The organism is Amycolatopsis sp. Hca4 (assembly GCF_013364075.1).
Taxonomy (GTDB): Bacteria; Actinomycetota; Actinomycetes; order Mycobacteriales; family Pseudonocardiaceae; genus Amycolatopsis.
Map to the genome: position 1 here is coordinate 7,940,896 of NZ_CP054925.1, position 18,949 is coordinate 7,959,844.

18 protein-coding genes and 1 pseudogene are annotated in these 18,949 nt (G+C 71.8%); 8 read left to right on the forward strand and 11 right to left on the reverse strand.

Annotated elements, in window-relative coordinates:
* Positions 1-121: 121 nt before the first annotated feature.
* Positions 122-1,021, forward strand: a complete 900-nt coding sequence (locus tag HUT10_RS36130; protein WP_176175282.1) for an SDR family NAD(P)-dependent oxidoreductase — start codon at positions 122-124, stop codon at positions 1,019-1,021.
* 62 nt (positions 1,022-1,083) lie between these two features.
* Here HUT10_RS36130 and HUT10_RS36135 read toward each other — a convergent pair whose 3' ends face one another.
* The gene (locus HUT10_RS36135; RefSeq protein ID WP_176175283.1) at positions 1,084-2,940 is read right to left on the reverse strand and encodes a long-chain fatty acid--CoA ligase; all 1,857 of its coding nucleotides are present in this window, start codon (positions 2,938-2,940) and stop codon (positions 1,084-1,086) included.
* A 197-nt stretch (positions 2,941-3,137) separates the two neighbouring features.
* Here HUT10_RS36135 and HUT10_RS36140 point away from each other — a divergent pair, with 197 nt between their 5' ends.
* From HUT10_RS36140 to HUT10_RS36160, 5 genes are all read left to right on the forward strand, one after another.
* On the forward strand, positions 3,138-3,794 hold the full coding sequence (locus HUT10_RS36140; protein ID WP_176175284.1) for a transcriptional regulator: 657 nt from the start codon (positions 3,138-3,140) through the stop codon (positions 3,792-3,794).
* Between the two features lie 601 nt (positions 3,795-4,395).
* Positions 4,396-6,957 (forward strand): ATP-binding protein, encoded by a 2,562-nt coding sequence (locus HUT10_RS36145; RefSeq protein ID WP_176175285.1) that lies wholly within the window; start codon positions 4,396-4,398, stop codon positions 6,955-6,957.
* Positions 6,957-7,373, forward strand: coding sequence for a roadblock/LC7 domain-containing protein (locus tag HUT10_RS36150; RefSeq protein ID WP_043776694.1), 417 nt, complete (start codon positions 6,957-6,959; stop codon positions 7,371-7,373). Before HUT10_RS36145 ends, HUT10_RS36150 begins: the two co-directional genes overlap by 1 nt.
* Positions 7,370-7,741, forward strand: coding sequence for a DUF742 domain-containing protein (locus HUT10_RS36155; RefSeq protein WP_176175286.1), 372 nt, complete (start codon positions 7,370-7,372; stop codon positions 7,739-7,741). Before HUT10_RS36150 ends, HUT10_RS36155 begins: the two co-directional genes overlap by 4 nt.
* Positions 7,722-8,324 carry an ATP/GTP-binding protein gene (locus HUT10_RS36160; RefSeq protein ID WP_004561734.1) on the forward strand — a complete coding sequence of 201 codons (603 nt, stop codon included), beginning with the start codon at positions 7,722-7,724 and terminating at the stop codon, positions 8,322-8,324. The genes HUT10_RS36155 and HUT10_RS36160 overlap by 20 nt, the downstream gene beginning before the upstream one ends.
* Before the next feature lie 16 nt (positions 8,325-8,340).
* Here the strand turns inward: HUT10_RS36160 and HUT10_RS36165 are convergent, their stop codons facing one another.
* The gene (locus HUT10_RS36165) at positions 8,341-8,778 is read right to left on the reverse strand and encodes a DoxX family protein (RefSeq protein WP_176175287.1); all 438 of its coding nucleotides are present in this window, start codon (positions 8,776-8,778) and stop codon (positions 8,341-8,343) included.
* Positions 8,779-8,893: 115 nt separating this feature from the next.
* Between HUT10_RS36165 and HUT10_RS36170 the strand changes: the two genes are divergently transcribed.
* The gene (locus tag HUT10_RS36170) at positions 8,894-9,361 is read left to right on the forward strand and encodes an NUDIX domain-containing protein (RefSeq protein ID WP_176175288.1); all 468 of its coding nucleotides are present in this window, start codon (positions 8,894-8,896) and stop codon (positions 9,359-9,361) included.
* Here HUT10_RS36170 and HUT10_RS36175 read toward each other — a convergent pair.
* From HUT10_RS36175 to HUT10_RS36200, 6 genes and pseudogenes are all read right to left on the reverse strand, one after another.
* On the reverse strand, positions 9,351-9,998 hold the full coding sequence (locus tag HUT10_RS36175) for an HAD family hydrolase (RefSeq protein ID WP_176175289.1): 648 nt from the start codon (positions 9,996-9,998) through the stop codon (positions 9,351-9,353). The genes HUT10_RS36170 and HUT10_RS36175 overlap by 11 nt on opposite strands.
* Positions 9,999-10,026: 28 nt before the next feature.
* A pseudogene (locus HUT10_RS36180) lies at positions 10,027-10,227 on the reverse strand (macro domain-containing protein); the annotation flags it as partial.
* Between the two features lie 130 nt (positions 10,228-10,357).
* Positions 10,358-12,823 carry a hypothetical protein gene (locus HUT10_RS36185; RefSeq protein ID WP_176175290.1) on the reverse strand — a complete coding sequence of 822 codons (2,466 nt, stop codon included), beginning with the start codon at positions 12,821-12,823 and terminating at the stop codon, positions 10,358-10,360.
* Positions 12,824-12,868: 45 nt separating this feature from the next.
* A complete protein-coding gene (locus HUT10_RS36190; RefSeq protein ID WP_176175291.1) occupies positions 12,869-13,660 on the reverse strand; it encodes an alpha/beta fold hydrolase in 792 nt (263 codons plus the stop codon).
* A gap of 94 nt (positions 13,661-13,754) precedes the next feature.
* Complete coding sequence (locus tag HUT10_RS36195) at positions 13,755-14,876, reverse strand: metallophosphoesterase (protein WP_254897173.1); 1,122 nt, start codon at positions 14,874-14,876, stop codon at positions 13,755-13,757.
* Between the two features lie 213 nt (positions 14,877-15,089).
* Complete coding sequence (locus HUT10_RS36200; RefSeq protein ID WP_176175292.1) at positions 15,090-15,503, reverse strand: DUF1992 domain-containing protein; 414 nt, start codon at positions 15,501-15,503, stop codon at positions 15,090-15,092.
* A 62-nt stretch (positions 15,504-15,565) separates the two neighbouring features.
* Between HUT10_RS36200 and HUT10_RS36205 the strand changes: the two genes are divergently transcribed.
* A complete protein-coding gene (locus tag HUT10_RS36205) occupies positions 15,566-16,336 on the forward strand; it encodes a TetR/AcrR family transcriptional regulator (RefSeq protein ID WP_176175293.1) in 771 nt (256 codons plus the stop codon).
* Here the strand turns inward: HUT10_RS36205 and HUT10_RS36210 are convergent.
* The 3 genes from HUT10_RS36210 to HUT10_RS36220 all read right to left on the reverse strand — a co-directional run bounded on the left by HUT10_RS36210 (position 16,333) and on the right by HUT10_RS36220 (position 18,863).
* Positions 16,333-16,593 carry a hypothetical protein gene (locus HUT10_RS36210; RefSeq protein WP_254897174.1) on the reverse strand — a complete coding sequence of 87 codons (261 nt, stop codon included), beginning with the start codon at positions 16,591-16,593 and terminating at the stop codon, positions 16,333-16,335. The two genes, HUT10_RS36205 and HUT10_RS36210, sit on opposite strands and share 4 nt — an antisense overlap.
* Positions 16,590-17,753 carry a lytic transglycosylase domain-containing protein gene (locus HUT10_RS36215; protein WP_176175294.1) on the reverse strand — a complete coding sequence of 388 codons (1,164 nt, stop codon included), beginning with the start codon at positions 17,751-17,753 and terminating at the stop codon, positions 16,590-16,592. The genes HUT10_RS36210 and HUT10_RS36215 overlap by 4 nt, the downstream gene beginning before the upstream one ends.
* 195 nt (positions 17,754-17,948) lie before the next feature.
* Positions 17,949-18,863: a LysR family transcriptional regulator gene (locus HUT10_RS36220; RefSeq protein WP_176175295.1), complete on the reverse strand. Its 915-nt coding sequence runs from the start codon at positions 18,861-18,863 to the stop codon at positions 17,949-17,951.
* Positions 18,864-18,949: the final 86 nt, after the last annotated feature.

Below are 18,949 nucleotides of genomic sequence, written 5' to 3' on the forward strand. Positions count from 1 at the left end.
AGGGCGGCGGCCGCTCGTCGTCGCGCCGATGCCGCGTTGGACCGAATGGGCCAAGACTGGACAGTGAGCCGGCCGGGGTGGACGGACCGCGCGCCGCCGGCGCTGCAGATCGGGGAGAGCGATGGACGGGTTGTTGCAGGGCAAGGCGGTCGTGGTCACCGGCGCCGGCCGCGGCCTGGGCGAGGCGTTCGCGGTGCACGTCGCGCGCGAGGGCGGGGCGGTGGTGGTCAACGACGTCGACGCCGAGCTGGCGGAGCGCACGGCGGAGAACATCCGCGCGCACGGCGGCCGCGCCGTGGCGAGCGGGCACAGCGTGGCCGAGGCGGGCGAGGCGCAGGAGATCGTCGACCTCTGCGTGAAGGAGTTCGGCGGGATCGACGGGCTGGTCAACAACGCGGGGCTGAACTACGAGGCACTGCCCTGGGAGGACGACGCCGAGCAGGCGCGCGAGCTGGTCGCGGTCAACGTCCTCGGCGTGGTCAACACCGGACTGGCCGCGATCAAGGCGATGGTCGACGCGGGCACCGGCGGCTCGATCGTCAACATCTCTTCGGGTGCCTCGCTCGGGCAGCGCAAGCTCGGCGTGTACGCGGCGAGCAAGGGCGCGGTGGCGTCCCTGACGTACTCCTGGGCGCTGGACCTCGAGGACGTCGGGATCCGGGTCAACGCCGTCTGCCCGCTCGCGCACACCCGGATGGTGTGGAAGTCCGAGCGCTCGCTGCGCGCCTGCCCACCGGACCGCACCCCGGCGCGGATCGCCCCGGTGGTGCTGTTCCTGCTCGGCGGGGGTTCGCACGGCATCACCGGCCAGATGATCCGGTGCAACGGCCCGCAGCTGCACGTCATGGGCCAGCCGTTCCTGAAGCAGCCGATCCTCGAGCGCCCGGTGTGGGACACGGAGACGGTGCAGAAGGCGTTCGACGAGGTGTTTTCCGCGCACTTGGAGAACTACGGCCTGGAGAAGCGCGTCCCGCCACGGCTGCGGAAGTGGACGGAGACGACCTCGCCCCGGACGGCCTGACCAGACCCGGTCGTGCGTGGTGAGGCGGGTTCTCGACCCGCCTCACCACGCACGATGCAGACCTAAGCGCCCGCGGCCGGCTCCGGGTCGCGGACCGCGGCGTACAACGCCTCGATGTCCGCCGAATACCGGTCGTTGATCACCCGGCGCTTCAGCTTGAGCGTCGGGGTCAGCTCGCCGGACTCGGGCGTCCACGTCTTCGGCAACACGTGGTAGCGCTTGATCTGCTCGATCCGCGCGAGCCTGCTGTTGGCCGACTCGACCGCGCGCTCCAGCTCGGCCCGCACCGCCGGGTGCGAAGCCAGCTCGTCCGGTGAGGCCTCCACGCCGTTCGCCGCGGCCCAGCCGGGGGCGATCTCGTCGTCGAGGACGATCAGGGCCGTCACGTACGGGCGGTCGTCGCCGATGGCCACCGCCTGGCCGATCAGCGGGTGCTCCTTGAGCAGGCCCTCGATCCGGGTCGGCGCGATGTTCTTGCCGCTCGAGGTGATGATCAGTTCCTTCTTGCGGTCGGTGATCGTCACGAAGCCGTCTTCGTCGATCGTGCCGATGTCGCCGGTGGCGTACCAGCCGTCGGCGTCGGTGGCGTCGGCGATCGTGCCGTCCTCCTGGAGGTAGCCGAGGAACACGATCGGCCCGCGCACCAGCAGCTCGCCGTCCTCGGCGACCTTCACCTCGACGCCGTCGAGCGGTTTGCCGACGCTGCCCGCGCGGAAGTCCGAGCCGGAGTTGGACGTCGCCGCGCCGGTCGTCTCGGACAGGCCCCAGACCTCGCAGATCTCGATGCCGAGCCCGGCCAGGAAGTAGATGATCTCCACCGGCAGCGCGGCCGCGCCGCTGGAGGCGACGAGCACCTTGTCGAGCCCGAGCAGCGCGCGCACCGGCGCCAGCGCGGCCTCGTCGGTCTGCCGGATCTTCTCGGCCAGCTCCGCGGGCACCGGCTGCCCGGCGCTGCGCAGCTTGTAACCCTGCTGCAGCAGCTCGTTCGCCTGCAGCAGGGCGGTGCGCCGGTCCTCCGGCACGCCACCGAGCATGTTCTTGAGCCCGGCGACCATCTTCTCCCACACGCGCGGGACGCCGAAGAAGCTCTGCGGGTGCACCTTGCCGAGCGCGCCGACGACCCCCGACGGGTCGGCCAGGGTGTGCACGTGCCCCGCCCAGACGATCGGCAGGTAGATCGACAGCTCCCGCTCGGCGATGTGCGCGAGCGGCAGGTACGCGATGTTCGTCGCGTGCATCGGCGGGTGGTGCAGCTCGGTGACCGCGTACGCCTGGTGGATCGCGTTGCGGTGCGAGAGCACCACACCCTTCGGGTCACCGGTGGTGCCCGAGGTGTAGATCATCGACAGCGGGTCGTCCGGCTTGATCTCCGTCCACGACCGCTCGAAGGCGTCCGGGTCGGCGGCAAGCGCTTCCCGGCCGCGCTCCCGCACCGCGGCGAGGGAGACGAACCGGTCGTCGCCGTCCGGGATCGCGGTCTCGTCCATCACGACGACGTGCCGCAGCGCCGGGAGGTCGTCCAGCACCGGCCGCCAGCGCGCCAGCTCGGTCTCCCCGCCGAGCACCACGACCGGCGCCGCGCTGTGCCGGGCGACGTACCGGATCTGGTCCGGGCTGAGGGTGGCGTAGGCGGTGCAGGGGATGGCGGACAGGTGCGTCGCGGCGAGGTCGGCGACGATGTGGTCCGGGCAGCCCGGCGCCATGATCAGCATCCGGTCGCCCGCGGCGAGGCCGAGCCCGGCCAGCCCGCGGGAGACCTCGGCGATCGCGGTGCGGAACTCGGCCCACGTCAGCGTCGGCTGTCCTTCGATGTCGAGCGAGGTGATCGCCGGCAGGTCCGGGTACTCGACCGCGTTGCGGTGCAGCAGCCGCGGGATGGTCAGGCCTTCGGTCTGCTCGGCGACGGACGGGGTGGTCAACGCTGGCCTCCTCGGTGCTCCGGATGGCCACACTGTAGGGGCTCCCGGCGCAGGTGGATAGAGAATCGCGGCCACGTCAGGCGGCACCGTCGAAACGGACAAAGCGGTCAGGTACCCACCACTGTCCACTGTGTACACGGGCGTTCGCGGCGGAACCGCGCTTCAATGGAGGGGCCACGGACACCTGGGGGTAGGCGATGGCGCACTCCGCACGCAAGCTGCTCGAAGAGATCCAGGCCGAACTCGCGCCGCACGACGGCGACAACCGGCTGGTGCCGCTGATCACCGCGGGCCGGGCGCCCCGCGCGGTGTTCGCCGCGCTCGCCGCGGAGGAGAAGCTGATCACCCTCAGCGACTGGCGGAGCTTCCACGAGCTGGCGGCCCGGGCCGACGAGCCGAACGCGCGCACCTTCTTCGGCGGTCTCGCCCCGGGTGAGCAGCAGGCGAACAGGATGCTGGACGCCTTGCTCGCCGCGACTGGTCCGGACCACGGCAAGGAGCGCCCGCGCGCGGGCTGCCAGGTGTACCCGGCGTACGTCGCCTGGCTCGCGCTGAACGGCGAGTCGTCGGCCACCGCGGCGGGGATCTTCGCCAACTTCGCCGCCTTCGGCCGGTACTGCCGTGACGTCGCCGCCGGCATGCGCGAGCACTACGGGTTCACCGGCGAGCAGTGCGCATTCTTCGACTTCTTTGCTGCGGACGTCCCGGAAATAGAAGAACAAGCGCTCGCCGCGATCCAGGCCGGCCTCGACGCCCACCGGCTCGACGAACGGGAAGCGCACCGCTGCGCGCGGCTGTTCCAGAGCTACGAACTCCTCTTCTGGAACACCTTGGCCGACGAGTTCCCGGGCTGACCGGACCCGGTTCCGGCTCCGGAACCGGTACCGGGGCTGCCGCAGGGTGATCGTCCGGCCGCGAATGCGGAATGCCGGGAATTCGCGCGCGGTCTCCGGTGAATCCGCGGCCGGGAACGGCGATCCTGCGCATTCCGCTTTCTCCGGGGTGTCTACTCCGGACGAAGGCGGGGCGCGGGGGTGCGCGCGAACCCCCGTGATGTTTGTCACCGAACGATTCGCCGCTGTCGTACGTAGAGGGCGCCGGCCGGACGCACGGCGGTCCCGGGAGCGCTTCCAGTGCTCACACACCTGCGTGGAACCGGAGTCCTCCTGCGACGAAGCTCACGACTTGCGGTGGTGGACTTTCGAAGCGCAGGCAGCGACTGTGGAGGGATCACGGTCGCAAGATCACGTTCTCGCCACGGACTTGACGCGCCCTGGAGGGCTGCCTAACGTCGTCGCGGGCGAAGCAGACCACGGTGATGTTGATCCGGCTGGTCGGAATCCGGGTGTTGACCGCCTCGGGCGACCCGAAAACCATGTACTGCCGGAAGGAAAACGGACCCAGGTGAAGCAGATTTCTCTTCGACGCAACCGGGGATCCTCGATTCGGAAGCGCGTGCTCACGATCGCGCTCATCCCCAGTGTGGCCCTGCTGCTGGTCGGGGTGGCCCTCGCGGGCTACCTCATCTACGACGCGGTCACCGCTCGTGATTACACCAACCGGATCCGGAATTCGGAAGCCCCCGCGATCCCCTTCTTCGCCGCGCTGCAGCAAGAGCGCCAGGCGACCCTGAGCCTGCTGGCCGGGCAGAGCAACCAGCGGGCCGTGCTCGCGGCCGTCCGCCCGAAGACGGACGCGACCGCCGCGAAGGAGATCGAGAACCTCAAGGACAACTTCGCCGACTACGACAACACCCCGCCGAGCGTCCAGAAGAACATCGTCACGTTCTTCGGGCTCTACCAGCAGCTGCCGCAGACCCGCCAGGCGGTCGACAGCGGCCAGATGCAGATCGGCCAGGCGTTCGCCTTCTACAACAAGCTGTTCGACCAGTTCACCGACGGCGTGGCCGGGCTCGCGCAGAACGCCCGCGGCGCCCAGAACGCCTTCGACCGGCTGACCGCCATTCCGCTGTTCACCGCGGCCGACGCGATGCAGCGCAGTGACGCGCTCGCCGCCGCCGGGCTGGCCGCGGGCGGGCTGTCGAACGAGGACTTCCGCTCCTACGTCGGCCAGGTCGGTGCCTACCACGCCCAGCTCGACGCCTCGGCGCCGAAGATGATCCCGGACGTCAAGGCGAAGTACGACCAGCTGCTGGCCAGCCAGCCGTGGCAGGCCGTGACCCAGGTCGAAACCGCGTTCCTGCGCGGTGACCTGTCCAAGCTGCCGGTGCCGCAGGACCAGTGGCGGGCCGCGGCCCGCCAGGTCGGCGACGCGCTGATGGGCATCTTCATCCTGCAGAGCTCGAACGCCAGCCAGGCCGCGATCAACGACGCGGACTCGACGTTCACCGAGTCGCTGATCGCCGGCGTGATCGCGGTCCTGTTCGCCGTCTTCGTGGTCTTCGTCGCCGTCCGGCTGTCGAACCGGCTCATCGGCCGGCTGCACCGGCTGCGCGAGGACACCCTCGACGCGGCCGAGGTCCGGCTGCCCGAGCTGGTCGCCCGGGTCCAGGCGGGCGAGCCCGTCGACCTCGAAGAGGGCGGGCACTTCCTCGACCACGGCACCGACGAGATCGGCCAGGTCGCCGACGCCTTCAACAAGGCGCAGCAGACCGCGATCGCGGCCGCCATCGACGAGGCGAAGACCAAGGAGGGCACCAAGACGGTGTTCCTCAACATCGCCCACCGCAGCCAGGTCATCGTGCACCGCCAGCTCAAGGTGCTCGACCAGGCCGAGCGCAAGCAGGAGGACCCGGACCAGCTGGACACGCTGTTCCAGCTCGACCACCTCTCCACCCGCGCCCGCCGCAACGCCGAAAACCTGATCATCCTCGGTGGCGGCCAGCCGGGCCGCCAGTGGCGCAACCCGGTCGGGCTGGCCGAGCTGGTCCGCGGCGCGTCCGCCGAGACCGAGGACTTCGCGCGGGTCAAGACGGCCGTGCTGCCGCAGATCGCCATCCGCGGCCCGGTCGTCGGCGACCTCGTGCACCTGCTCGCCGAGCTGATCGACAACGCGACGTCGTTCTCGCCGCCGCAGTCGCGGGTCGAGATCCGCGGCAACGTGGTCGGCAAGGGCGTCGTGATCGAGGTCGAGGACCAGGGCCTCGGGCTCGAGCCGGACCAGACCGAAGAGATCAACGCGATGCTGGCCGACCCGCCGGACTTCGGGATCATGGCGCTGTCGGACGAGCCCCGCCTCGGCCTGTTCGTGGTCGCGCGGCTGGCCGCCCGCCACGGCATCCAGGTGCACCTGCGGGAGTCGGCCTACGGCGGCACCCGGGCCATCGTGCTGGTGCGCACCGACCTGCTCGCCCCGCTCTCGGAGTCCGAGCCGGAGCAGCCGATCACCCCGCCGAAGCCGGAGCTCGTCCCCAACCCGGTCGAGCCGGAGACCACGGCCAACGACGAGGTCGCCCCGCTCAAGCGGCCGGTGCGCCGCCCGGCGCGGCACCGCACCGAGCCGCCGACCGCCGTCCCGACGGCGCCTCCGACGGCTCCCGCGGCCGTGACCCAGCCGCCGACGCCGGTGCCGCCGATGCCTGCCCCGCCGGTCACCGTCCCGCCGCCGGCCCCGGAGCGGTCGCAGCCGTCGTCCGCGCCGACGCCGGTCCCGGTCGGGTCCGTGTCGGAGCCGGTGAGCCAGCCGACCCAGGCCCAGCCGGTGGCCGCGGTGCGGCCGCCCGCGCCGCCCGTCCGGACTTCGCGCCCGGCCCGCCCGGCCGCGCAGCAGCCGGTGTGGCCGCCGCAGGAGCCGCGCGCCGCGGCGACGCCGGAGAGCCGGCCGCAGCAGCCGCGCCGCCCGGAGGCACCCGGACGGCCGCCGCTGCCGCAACGGCGACGCCAGCAGAACCTCGTGCCGCAGTTGCGGGAAGATAAGCCCGCACAGGAACGCGAAGAGGTCCGGCTGGACTCGCCGGAGGCCGCCCGCAGCAGGCTGTCCGCCTTCCAGCAGGGCACCCGGCGGGCCCGTGACGAAGAGTTTCCCGAGAACGACGACAGGTACGGAGAGCGCGAGTAATGGTCAACTCAGGCGCCCACGAGCTCGACTGGCTGCTGGACGACCTCGTCAAGCGGGTCGCCGGGGCGGACCGGGCGGTGGTGCTGTCCTCGGACGGCCTGCTCATCGGGCGGTCGGGCAACCTTTCCGAGGAGGACGCCGAACACCTGTCCGCGGTGGCTTCGGCCTTCCAGAGCCTGGCCCGCGGCACCGGGCGGCACTTCGGCGGCGGCAACGTCCGTCAGACGATGGTCGAGATGGACCACGCGTTCCTGTTCGTGACGGCGGCCGGGCGAGGCGCCTGCCTCGCCCTGCTGGCCCGTGAAGACGCGGACATGGGGCTGGTCGCGTACGAGATGAACCTGATGGTGAAGCGGGTCGGGCAGGTCCTCACCTCGGCCCCGCGGACCGCCGGCGCGCAGCCCACTGCACCATGAGCGCACGGCACGAAGCCTGGTTCGACGAGGAGGCCGGCCCGCTGGTCCGGTCGTACGCGGTCACGGGCGGCCGCACCCGGTCGGACACGCTCGGGCTCGACCTCATCACGCTCGTGGTGGCGCTGCGCACCGCGCACGAGGCAGGCATGCTCGAACCGGAGTACGCGCGCATCATCGCCCTGTGCCAGCGGCCGGTCTCGGTGGCCGAGGTGGCCGCCAGGGTCGATCTGCCGCTGCCCGTGGTGAAGGTGATGCTCAGCGACCTCATCGAGCAGAACCTGGTGCTGTTCCGTACCGCGGCACCGGTCCAGGAAACTCCCAACCGACACGTATTGCAGGCGGTTCTTGATGGCATCCGGAAACTCTGACCCCCGGCGGAACCTGACCGCGACCGCGGTCAAGGTACTCATCGCCGGCGGGTTCGGGGTCGGCAAGACCACGATGGTCGGCTCGGTGAGCGAAGTGCCGCCGCTGCGGACCGAGGAGGTCATCACCACCGCCTCCGAAGGCGTCGACGACCTGTCGGGCGTCGAGCAGAAGACGACCACGACGGTCGCGCTCGACTTCGGCCGCATCACGATCAACCCCGACCTGATCCTCTACCTGTTCGGCACGCCCGGTCAGGACCGGTTCTGGTTCATGTGGGACGAGCTGGCCGAAGGCGCGCTCGGCGCCGTCGTACTGGCCGACACGCGACGGCTCGACAGCTGCTTCGCGGCGGTGGACTTCTTCGAGCGCCGCAACCTGCCGTTCGTCGTCGGCGTGAACTGCTTCGACGGCGCGTACCGCTACGGCACGGAGGAGGTCCGGCAGGCGCTCGACGTCGGCATGGACGTCCCGCTGCTGCTGTGCGACGCCCGCGAGCGCGAGTCGACCAAGCAGGTGCTGACCAGCCTGATGGAACACGTGATGGCGCGGTCCGACCTCGCGGCCGCCCAGGGCGGCTACTGACCGGACCGCGCGCTCGTCAGCGACGTCGCTTGATCAGGGTGTCGAGCGCGAACCGGCCCGGGCCGATCGCGGCGAACAGCAGGAAGACCCACGAGTAGACCGCGGCGGGCTCGCCCATGTTCTGCAGCGGCAGCAGGCCCATCGGCGCGTGCACGGTGAAGTAGGCGTAGGCCATCACGCCCGACAGCAGGATCGCGGCGGGCCTGCTGGCGAGCCCGACGAGCAGCAGCAGCGCGCCGACGAGCTCGAAGACGCTGCCCCACCAGCCGGGGAACGAGCCGAACGGGACGCCCCCGCCCTGGCCGTCGATGCCGCCGAAGAAGCCGAAGCCCTGGAGGCCGTGGAAGCCGAACAGGAACGAGATCACGATCCGGCTCGCGCCGATCACGATGCCGGTGACCTGGGTCTTCGCCGGGGCGGTGGTGCGGGTTTCGCGGACGGTGGTGGCGGTCATGGCGGGTTCCTTCCCCTGGGTTGCCGTCTTGCCTTCTGCCTACGCGTCGAGTGGGTTCTCGCCGGATCGACAGCCCCGCGGAAAAATCTTGGAAGAGTTTCGGGAGACTGTCCCCATGGCGGGCAAACAGAGTGCCGGGCTCCTGCTCCACCGTCGCCGCGGCGACGAGGTCGAGGTGTTGCTCGGGCACATGGGCGGGCCGTTCTGGGCGAAGAAGGACGCGGGCGCGTGGTCGCTGCCCAAGGGCGAGCTCGACCCGGACGAGTCGCCGGAGGCCGCGGCGCGGCGCGAGTTTTCGGAGGAGCTCGGGTTGCCCGCGCCCGACGGCGAGTACGTCGAGCTGGGCGTGGTGAAGCAGTCGGGCGGCAAGGTCGTGACGGCGTGGGCGGTCGAGGCCGACCTCGACCCGGCCGCGGTGGTGCCCGGCACGTTCACCATGGAGTGGCCGCCGCGCTCGGGACGGCAGCAGGAGTTCCCCGAGGTGGACCGGGTCGAGTGGTTCCCGCTCGAGGCCGCCCGGGAGAAGCTGGTGAAGGGCCAGCTGCCGTTCCTGGACCGGCTGCTGGCGCTGGTCACCGGCTGAGCAGCGCCTCCAGGGGCTTGGCGGTGAAAGACGGCAGCACGACGTCCGCCTGCCCGAAGTCGAGGTTCCTGGTGATCGCGTTCGGCACGGCGACGCAGGTCAGCCCGGCGGCCTTGGCGGCGGTGACGCCGTGCGGGGTGTCCTCGAAGGCGATGGCGTCCGGTGCCGCGGCACCGAGCTCGGCCAGGGCGGCGAGGTAGAGGTCGGGGTCGGGTTTGGCCTTGTGGAGGTCCCCGGTGAGGACGGCGTCGAAGTAGTGGTCGAGCCCGAGCCGTTCCAGGTGCGGGTTCACCCAGGCCCCGGACGAGCTGGAGGCGACGGCCAGCCGGATGCCGAGGTTCTTGGCGGTGTCGAGGTAGTCCCGGACCCCTTCGCGCGGGCCGAGGTCCTCGAGCAGCCGGAGGACGTGGGCCCGGGTCTTCGGCCGCAGTGCCTCCGGATCGATGCCGGGCGCGTGCTCGGCGAGCAGGGCGAACATGGCGGGCGTGGTGTGCTGGGTGCCGATGACGGCGTACCAGGCATCGAGCGGCAGCTCGGCACCGTACTCCCGGAAGACGGCCTGCCAGGACTGCAGCACGGCGGATTCGGTGTCGGCGAGCGTGCCGTCGAAGTCGAAGACCAGGGCGCGGGTGGGCACGCCTGCACCCTGCCCGGTGGGTGATCGTTCAGGCAAGGGAGTTGTGACGAGCCTGAAAGGCTTGGACGGCGGCGTCGCCGCGGAGCGCGAAGACGACTTCCTCGATGGGCCCGGGTTCGGCCTCGGAGACGGTGGTGAGCGCGATGTCCGCGGCCGACGCCATCGGCCACCGGTAGATGCCGGTGGAGACGGCGGGGAACGCGACGGTGCGGGCCCCGAGCTCCCGCGCCGACGCGAGCCCCGGCTTCGTGCCGTGGAGCGCGTTGGAACCGGCCGCGGACGAGCGGCCCGGCCCGCCGCTCCCGCCCTTCCCGTGTGGGTCCGGGCGTTCGCGGCGTGGGCCGGGCCACGGTCTCCGGCTACGGGTGCACGGTCAGCCGGTACAGGCGCTCGCCGATCTTGTAGTACAGGTCGCCGAAGCGGTCGGCCGTCAGGTCTTCCACGCCCTGCTTGGTCAGCAGGACCGTGACCGCCTTCGTGACCTTGTCGATCTTGAAGATCCGGTCGCCCTGGGTGCCGTACACGTGGTCCGGGTCCTTCGGGACCGTCAGCAGCACGCCGTCGCGCCAGGCCATCGTCGGCTTCGCGTCGTAGTCCGGGTCCGGGAACAGGCGCTGGGTCTTCATCGCGCCCGGTGCGGCCGGGTCGAACGTGAGCAGCGTTCCCCCGGCCAGGCCCCAGACCTGGCCGTCCACCTCGGTCAACGCGGTGATCGCGCGGGTCGAGGGCAGCGGGTACCGGGCCACCGCGCCGTTCGCCGGGTCGTAGGAGAATACCTCGGCCGAGACGCCCGGCGCGAACACCGGGTTGACGCCCAGTGCGCCCCGGGTCGACGTGCCGCCGAAGACCTTGCCGCCCGCGTAGGCCAGCGAGACCACCGCCTGGTCCGGGATGACGCAGACCGCCCGGCCCGGTGTGCCGTCCTGCCAGATGTTCAGCGCGCCGCTGCGCTTGCCGTACTTCGGGACCGTTCCCATGTAGACGGTCCCGTCGGGCGCGCCGGCCAGCGCGTACGGGCGGTCCTGCGGCGGCGGGCCCTCGCCCGTGCGGCAGTCGGCGGCCTTGTCGCCCGTCGCGCCGCCGGTGTACTGCAGCTTCGGCGGCCACGTGCCGCCCGGCTCGTAGCTGTACAGCCGGGCCGACGGGTAGACGCCGATGTAGACCTTCCCGTCGTGGGCCAGCAGGCTGTCGGTCTGGTTGAGGCCGTTGCGGGTCGGCGTGTCCGGGCGGTTGTCGTCGGCGTCGCCGTGCAGCGGGTCGTACACGCCGGTACCGCCGGTCAGGTAGCCGCCGGTGTAGATCCTGCCGTCCGGGCCGGTGCCGAGCGCGTTGATCGCGGCGGGCAGCACCGGTGTCCCGGTGACGAGCCGGGTGCTCGACGCGCCGGTCGCCGGGCTGTACTTGAAGATCCGGGTGCCGTCCGGGCCCGCGCCGAGGCCGGCGAGCGTGCCGTTCTCCCAGCTGTAGCCGGTGACGTCGAGGTCGGGCCGCACGTTCGTCGCCTGCACGGCCTTCGTGGCGATGTCGTAGGACTGCAGCAGCCCCTCCTTGACGAACCAGACCTTGCCGTCCGCGGCCGGGGAGTGGTGCAGGTCGGTGTCGGTGATCGTCGCGTCCACCACCGAGCGGTACGAGCCGTCGGCGTTCTTGACGACCTGCAGCACGAGCAGCGTCCGGTCGAGCCAGGCGAACAGCCGGCCGCCGGTCCAGGTCAGGCCGCCGACCATCGAGTTGTGCGCGTACTCGGCGGGCAGCAGGCTGTCGGTCCGCCCGGTGACGTTGTCGTAGCGCACCAGCGAAGCGTTCGTGCCGGTGCCGAGGTAGGTCGCGTTGGCGGCCGGGTCGTGGGCGATGCTGCGCACGTACTCGGCGCCGACGACGACCGGGGTGGCGCCGATGGTGGTGAACGTGCCGTTGTCGTACTTGAAGTAGCGGCCGTTGTCGTAGGTGCCGCCGTAGACCTTGCCGTTCGCGCCGGCTTCGAGGTCCCAGATGAAGGAGTACCCGCCTTCGGCGCGGCCGAGGTCGGTCAGCGTGGTCGTGCCCGGCACGTGCCGGTACAGCTTCGAGTTCGGATAGGTGCCCAGGTAGACGCTGCCGTCGGTGGCCGTGGTGGCGGCCCAGCCGCCGACGGTGGGGGTGTCGGTGGTGTCCGGGAAGGTCAGCTTCGAGGTGACCTTCTCGGTGGCGACGTCGATGACCGCGAGCTGCGGGTTGCTGTCGGCGGTGCCGGTGTAGACGGCGTAGGCCTTGCCGCCGGCGAAGGTGGTGGCGTTGGGGACGCTGCTTTCCAGCTGGACGCCGAGGTCCGTGTCGTCCTTGCTGATCAGCACGTCGTCCCAGAACGCGGTGCCGACGTTGCCGACACCCGAGTAGATGAGCGCGGAGACGCTGGTGGTCCCCGCGGGCGCCACTCCCGAGGCACTGGCGGTGTTCCACTTCCTGCCGGAGACGGAACCGCCGGTCACGCTGCCCAGCAGCTGCCCGGACGAGTCGCGGAACCGCAGGTACAGGTCGGCCGCGCCGCTCTCGGTCCACACCTGGCCGTAGGCGGTGTACCGGACGCCGGCCGTGGCGGGCAGTCCCGGCTGGCTCTCCCGGCCGTAGGCCTTGTCCGCGGCCGTGTCGTCGATGCGCGCGGTGGTGCGTCCGTCCCACGTCGCCGCGGTGACCCCGCCGGGGCTGTGCGATCCGCTCCAGCCGGTCAGCCCCAGGTCGAACCCGCCGTTGGCGATCTGCAGATCGGCCGCACCCGCCGGGGTGGGCACGGCGAGCAAGCCGGTGGCCAGCGCGGCGGCCAGGGTGCGGGGCAACAGGCGTCTCATGGCGGCCACGATCGGGCGCAGCCGTACAAAACGGGGTACAAGCCCTCAGCGGAGGAAGTATTCCTTCAGCACCGGCGCCAGCGCCGTCGCCTTCACGATGTGCGTCTGGCCCGGCAGCGTCCGGTACTCCGCCGACGGCAGCACCTTCGCCAGCGACCCCACGCCGTTGCGCATCCAGTCCGGGCTGCGGCCGCCGTCGATCACCAGAGTCGGGGCCGTCACCTCCGGCCACGCCGCGGGCAACGGTTCGCCCGCCTGGTGACCGATCACCAGCGCCGTGTCGTACGGGATCGTGTGGGCGACCCTCTTGAGCTTGGCCCAGAACGGCATGAGCCGCATCATCGCCACCACCGCCCGGCCCAGCCCGACGCCCTCGGTCATGAACATCTTGACCGCCTTGCCGCGCTTGCCGTCCTTCAAGGCCTGGTCGAGCCGGGTGGGGTAGTCCTCCGGGACGCGGGGGCGGCTGCCGTCGACGATGAACGGGGGCTCGTACAGCGCCAGTTTCGGCGCCGCGACCCGGGGAGCCGCTTCGAGGACCAGCGCGACGCCCGACGAAATGCCGAACAGGAACGCCTCGCCGCCCGCCTCCTTCACGATCGCCGCGAGGTCCTCCACTTCGCGCTCGACCGCGTACGGCCCGGCGTCGCCGCTCTCGCCCCGGCCCCGGCGGTCGTAGGTGTACACGGTGAAGTGCGCGGCCAGCTCCTTCGCCAGCGCGTAGTTGGGGGACGAGCCGCGGTAGCACATCGCGCCGTCCACGAGCACGAGCGCCGGGCCCGACCCGGCGCGGGTGTACGCGATCCGGGTGCCGTCAGCAGAGGTTGTCGTCGTCATGCGGACAGCCTGCCTCCGACGCATGCATCTGTCAAGACAAAAAAAGTTGTCGGTAGGCCGGGGTCCGGCTCGGCTTGAGCTCAGAGCTCTGCGCTCAGGCCGGACGCAGGGTGAGCAGCGTGATCTCGCTCGGCGCGAAGACCCGGAACGGCGGGCCCCAGAACCCGGTGCCGCGGCTGTTGTACAGCTGCGTCTCGCCGTGCCGGGTGAGCCCGGACAGCGTCGGCTGGTCGAGCCGCACCAGCAGGTGGAACGGCCAGATCTGCCCGCCGTGCGTGTGCCCGGAGATCTGCAGGTCGACGCCGGCCTCGCGGGCCTGGCGGACCTGCTTCGGCTGGTGGGCCAGCAGCACCACCGGGACGCCGTCGGGCCGTCCGGCCAGCGCCGCGGCGAGGTCGGGCCCGTGGCCGGGCAGGCCGGACGCCGTGCCGGTCGGGTCGTCGATGCCGGCGAAGAGGATCCGGTCGCCGCCGCGTTCGAGCAGCGTCGAACGATTGTGCAGGGTGTCCCAGCCGAGGCCCTCCATGTGGTCGAGCCACGCCTGGGCCTCGCCGAAGTACTCGTGGTTGCCGGTGATGTAGAACCGCCCGAGCCCGGCCTGGACGCCGCCGAGCGGGTCGACCTGCTTGCGGCGCTTGGCCACCGCGCCGTCGGCGAGGTCACCGGCGTGGCAGACGACGTCCGCCTCGAGCGCGTTGACCGCCGCGACGACCTCTTCCGACCACTTCGTCCGGTCGATCGGCCCGAAGTGGGTGTCGGTCAGCACGGCGACGCGCAGGCCGTCGAGCCCCGGCCCGAGCCGCGGGATGAGGACGTCGACGGCCTTGACGGGCGGCACCCGCATGGCGACCCGGTTGCCGTGCACGAGCAACCCGGCGGCGATCAGCGCGGTGGCACCCGCGACGATCCGCGACCGCAGCGGATCGTCGACGCCAAGCAGCGCGACCCGCAGCACCAGGCTCAGGACGGACCAGCTGAACAGCACCCAGATGACGGCGAGCAGCGAATCGCCGAGCCGGGCGGCGGCGTCGCTCTGGTGCCGGGAGTGCCCCCGGAACATCGCGACCGGCATGGTGACCAGGCCGAGCGCGAACAACGCCGTGCCGGCGATCGTGCCCGCCGTGCCCCACTCCGGGGCGAGCACCAGCGTCCACCAGGGCACGGTGAACAGCAGGAGCACCGCCAGCAGCGGCACGACGACTAGTTGGCCTCTCATCGAACCAGATTACAGCCCGTCGGGCTGTTAGCGGTTTCGCTGATCTGTGGCTCTTCGGCGCTCGCCGGCTGGTTGCGCACAATGCGGTGGGGGTGTGGACAGCTGGGTTGTCGGCGGGGTTGGTTCCCGATTTTCGTCGGGCGGCCCCGATACGCTGGAAGCGGGGGCAGCCCCCAGGGAGGGCGGGCCGTGATCGCTGCCGTGCGGGCGCCGCTACGACGCCGCTCGTGAGCGCCGCCAGTCCTGGACCGCCTCCTCGACGTCCACCAGCGCGACCGTCAACGGTGGTCCCGTGTGGTGGTTGAGGTAGGCCTGCCGGATCCGCTCGTTCAGGTCGGCCACGACTTCGCGCACCCGCGCCTCGGTGCGTTCCGCGGCGAGCGTCTCCGGCAGGTCCTGGACTTCTCTCTTCAGCGCGAGCGCCGGCGGCAGCAACGCCTTCGTGTCGTGGCCGCCCTTCTTCACCTCGCGCAGCACCCAGTCGGTCGCCGCGTCGTTTCCCGTCGGCTTCGGCAGGGGCTTGCCGGTGCCCGGGAGGTCGTCGAACTCGCCCCGGGCGCGGGCCTGGTCGATCTGGCGGTCGATCCACCAGCGGAAAGACACCTTGGGTGGTTTGCGTGCGGCCATCTCCTCACACCCCCTCCGTCCCCTTCCAGGGTAATCTCCGCAGCGACGAGCGAGGGGACCGCATGACCGCCGAACGCACTGGCGCCGAGGACGTCGACCGGACGCTGGCGCTGCTCTGGCGCGCCCGCGCCGCCGCTGCCGAACCGACCAGGGGCCGCCGCCCGACGCTGACGATCGAGCGGATCGTCGCCGCCGCCATCGCGGTTGCGGATGCCGATGGGCTCGCCGCCGCGTCGATGCACCGCGTCGCCAAGGAACTCGGCGCCGGCACGATGACGCTCTACACCTACGTCCCCGGCAAGGCTGAGCTGGTGGACCTGATGGTCGACGACGTCCTGGTCGGCCGCCGGCTGCCGGGGCCGGGCGAGCCGCGTGACGGGGACTGGCGTGCGCAGGTGGCGCTCTACGCCGAACGGACCCGGCAGGCCTACCGCGCGCACCCGTGGCTGTGCGAGGTCTCGCGCGTCCGGCCGCCGCTGGGGCCCGGCCAGCTGGCGGGCCAGGAGTACCTGCTGTCGATCATGGACGCGCTCGGCCTGCCGCCGCGCCAGGCCGTCGCGGCGGCCAACGGGATCGGCACCTACGTCGACGCGAACGCGGCGCTCGATGCGGAGAACACCCGGCTGGAGCGCAGCACCGGCCAGTCCACCGAGGCGTGGTGGCACCAGCGGTCGTCGTTCTGGGAGAACTACTTCGTAGTAGACCAGCACCCGGCGATGAACCGCATCTGGCTCGGCGGCGGCTTCGACCAGACGGCCAAGGCGCAGGGCGACACCGCCTACGAGTTCGGCCTGAACCGGATGCTCGACGGCATCCAGGCCCTGGTGGACTAGCGCCGGCTGCGCCACCGCAGCCGGCGGCGCTCCTGCCGGGGCACGGCAGGCTCGCTGCTCGCGCGCAGGACGTCCCGGCACACCGGGTCGAACCGGCCGGGCTCCTCGATCATCGGTGCCGCCAGCACGACGTGCCCGCACACCGCGCGGAACCGGCCGTCGTGCCGACCCGCCGCGAACTCTTCCTCGGTGACCGCGTGGGTGTAGCCGTCGGTGTCGCAGCGGATGTGCACCAGGAACGGCTCCACCGGGCTCATCCCGCCGCGCTGGTCGAGGTGGTCTCGGTGGGGGCGCTGTCCGAACCGGCGGCCGCCGTCGACGACGGGGGCGGGGCGGTGGTGGTGCTGCTGGTCGGCGACGGCGTCGTGGGCGTCGTCGACGACGACGGCGGCGGCGGTGACTCCGTGGAAGTCGGGGTGGCCGACGTCGGCGTGGTGGACGTCGGGGTCGACGAGCTCGGCGTCGTGGACGTGCCGGGCAGCGGGGTGGTGGTGACCGGCGGGGTGGTTTCCGGTGGCGCGGGCGGCGCCGGGACGCCCACCGGGGCTCCGGCCGCGGCGGCGTCCGGGGCGTCGGGCGCGCCGATCGGCACCTGGCTGTCGGGCAGCTGGGCCACGCCGCCGCGGTAGGCCGATGCCCACGCCATCACGGTGTCCACATAGGACTGCGAGTTGTTGTAGCGGCGCACGGCGATGCGCTGCCCCGCGTCGGTGGAGAGGTCGAGGCCGCCCGAGCAGAGGTAGCGCGCGGTGGCCAGCGTCTCGTCGTAGATGTTGTTCGGGTTCGACACGCCGTCGCCGTTGCCGTCGGAGGCGTAACCGCGCCACGTCGACGGGATGAACTGGGTCGGGCCGACCGCGCGGTCCCACACCGCGTCGCCGTCGTACTTGCCGCCGTCGGTGTCGCGGATCGCGGCGAACGCGCCGGCGCCGTTGAGCACCGGGCCGAGGATCGGCTCCAGGGTGTCGCCGTTGGCGTTGACGTACCCGCCGCGGGCGTGGTTCGACTCGATCCGGCCGATGCTGGCGATCAGCGCCCAGTCGACGTGGCAGTTCGGCTGTTCCTTGGCCAGGATGTCGGCGGCGTTCTTGTACGCCTTGAGCATGCTCCCCGGGATGCCGAGCGAGCCGGAGATGCCCGCGGAGCCCGCTCGCCCGCCGGGCACGACCAGCGGCTCGGGCAGCGGCGGCTGGGGCAGGCTGCCGTCGACCGCGATCGGCGGCATGACGATGTCCGGCTGCTGCGGCGGGGCGGCGATCGCCTGGTCCGGCTGCCTGTCCCCGGCGTTGGCCACGACGACCGGCGCCGGCAGGCCCGTGGTCAGCGTGGGCAGCACGACGAGCGCCCCACCCGCGAGCGCGGCGGCGGTCCGGCGGACCGAACGCGTGCTCCTGCGACGTGGCCGGTGCTTCGGCATGGTCGTCCCCGCTTCCCTCGATCTTTCGCTGATCGCCTCACCCGATCGGCCTCACCCACCGGTACTGACCGGTAGGAGCAAGCTATCCGATGGAACCAAACTTTGGCGAATGCCGACGCCAAATCCGCCGTCGCGGGAGAAGTTCGTCTGGATGGCACAAAACCTTCGTAGGAAATCTGTCAGATTCACCAGGACTTAACGGTGTGCTGCGGAGAGTTTGTCCGACAGGACACCGGGTACGGTGAGCCCGCGCCGGAGCACGTCCGAACGGAACCGCCGGACGAGCGAATCCGACGGCGTCGCCGTGAACGTCACGACGTCCCGGTGCAGCGGAGGCTGCAGCCGCCGCAGGGCACCCGGGTAGGTCCGGGTGAGCGCGGTGGTCGGGACCAGTGCCACGCCGAGGCCCGCCGCGGCGAGCTGGGCCGCCGTCGCCGCCTGCTTCGTCCGCATCACCGCCTCCAGTAGAGCGCCGCGCCGCGCGGCCTCCTGGTCGAGCCACCCGGCGAGACCATTGTCCCGGTGGTAGTGCACCACCGGAATGCCCGCGAGGGCGGTCATCGGGACATGCGCGCGGGTGGCGAACGGGTGGTCCGCGGCCAGCGCCACGACGATCTCCTCGCGCCCGACCACCTCGACGGCGCCGGTCCAGCGGCTCGGCCGCGGCCCGGCCGCGACGTCGGCTTCGCCCGCCTCCAGTGCCGCTACCAGCGCGTCTGCGCTCGTGGTCTCGGTCAGCGTGATCAGCACCTCCGGGTGGTGCCGGTGCCAGGCCCGCAGCACGGGGGCGAGCAGCCCGGCGGTCATGCTCTCCGCGCACGCGATCCGCAGGGTGCCTTCGCCGCCGCCGGCCACCGCGCGTCCGGTTCGGACCACCCGCTCGGCGGCGGCCAGCGCGGCTCGCGCGTCCGCGAGGATCGCCCGCCCCGCGGCGGTGGGCCGGACCCCGCGGGGCAGCCGTTCCAGCACCGGCGTGCCCAGTTCCCGTTCGAGCGCGCCGATCTGGTGCGACAGCGCGGGCTGCGACAGGTGCAGCCGCGCGGCCGCCTCGGTGATCGAGCCCGCGTCGAGGACCGCGACCAGGCACTCCAGCGCGCGCAGCGTAGGCATTCACGAATTCTATCGCAGCCATCGAAAACCTCCGGATCACGACGGGATTGTTCGCGGTTGCTCCGGCGCTGAACCCGGTGTGCGAG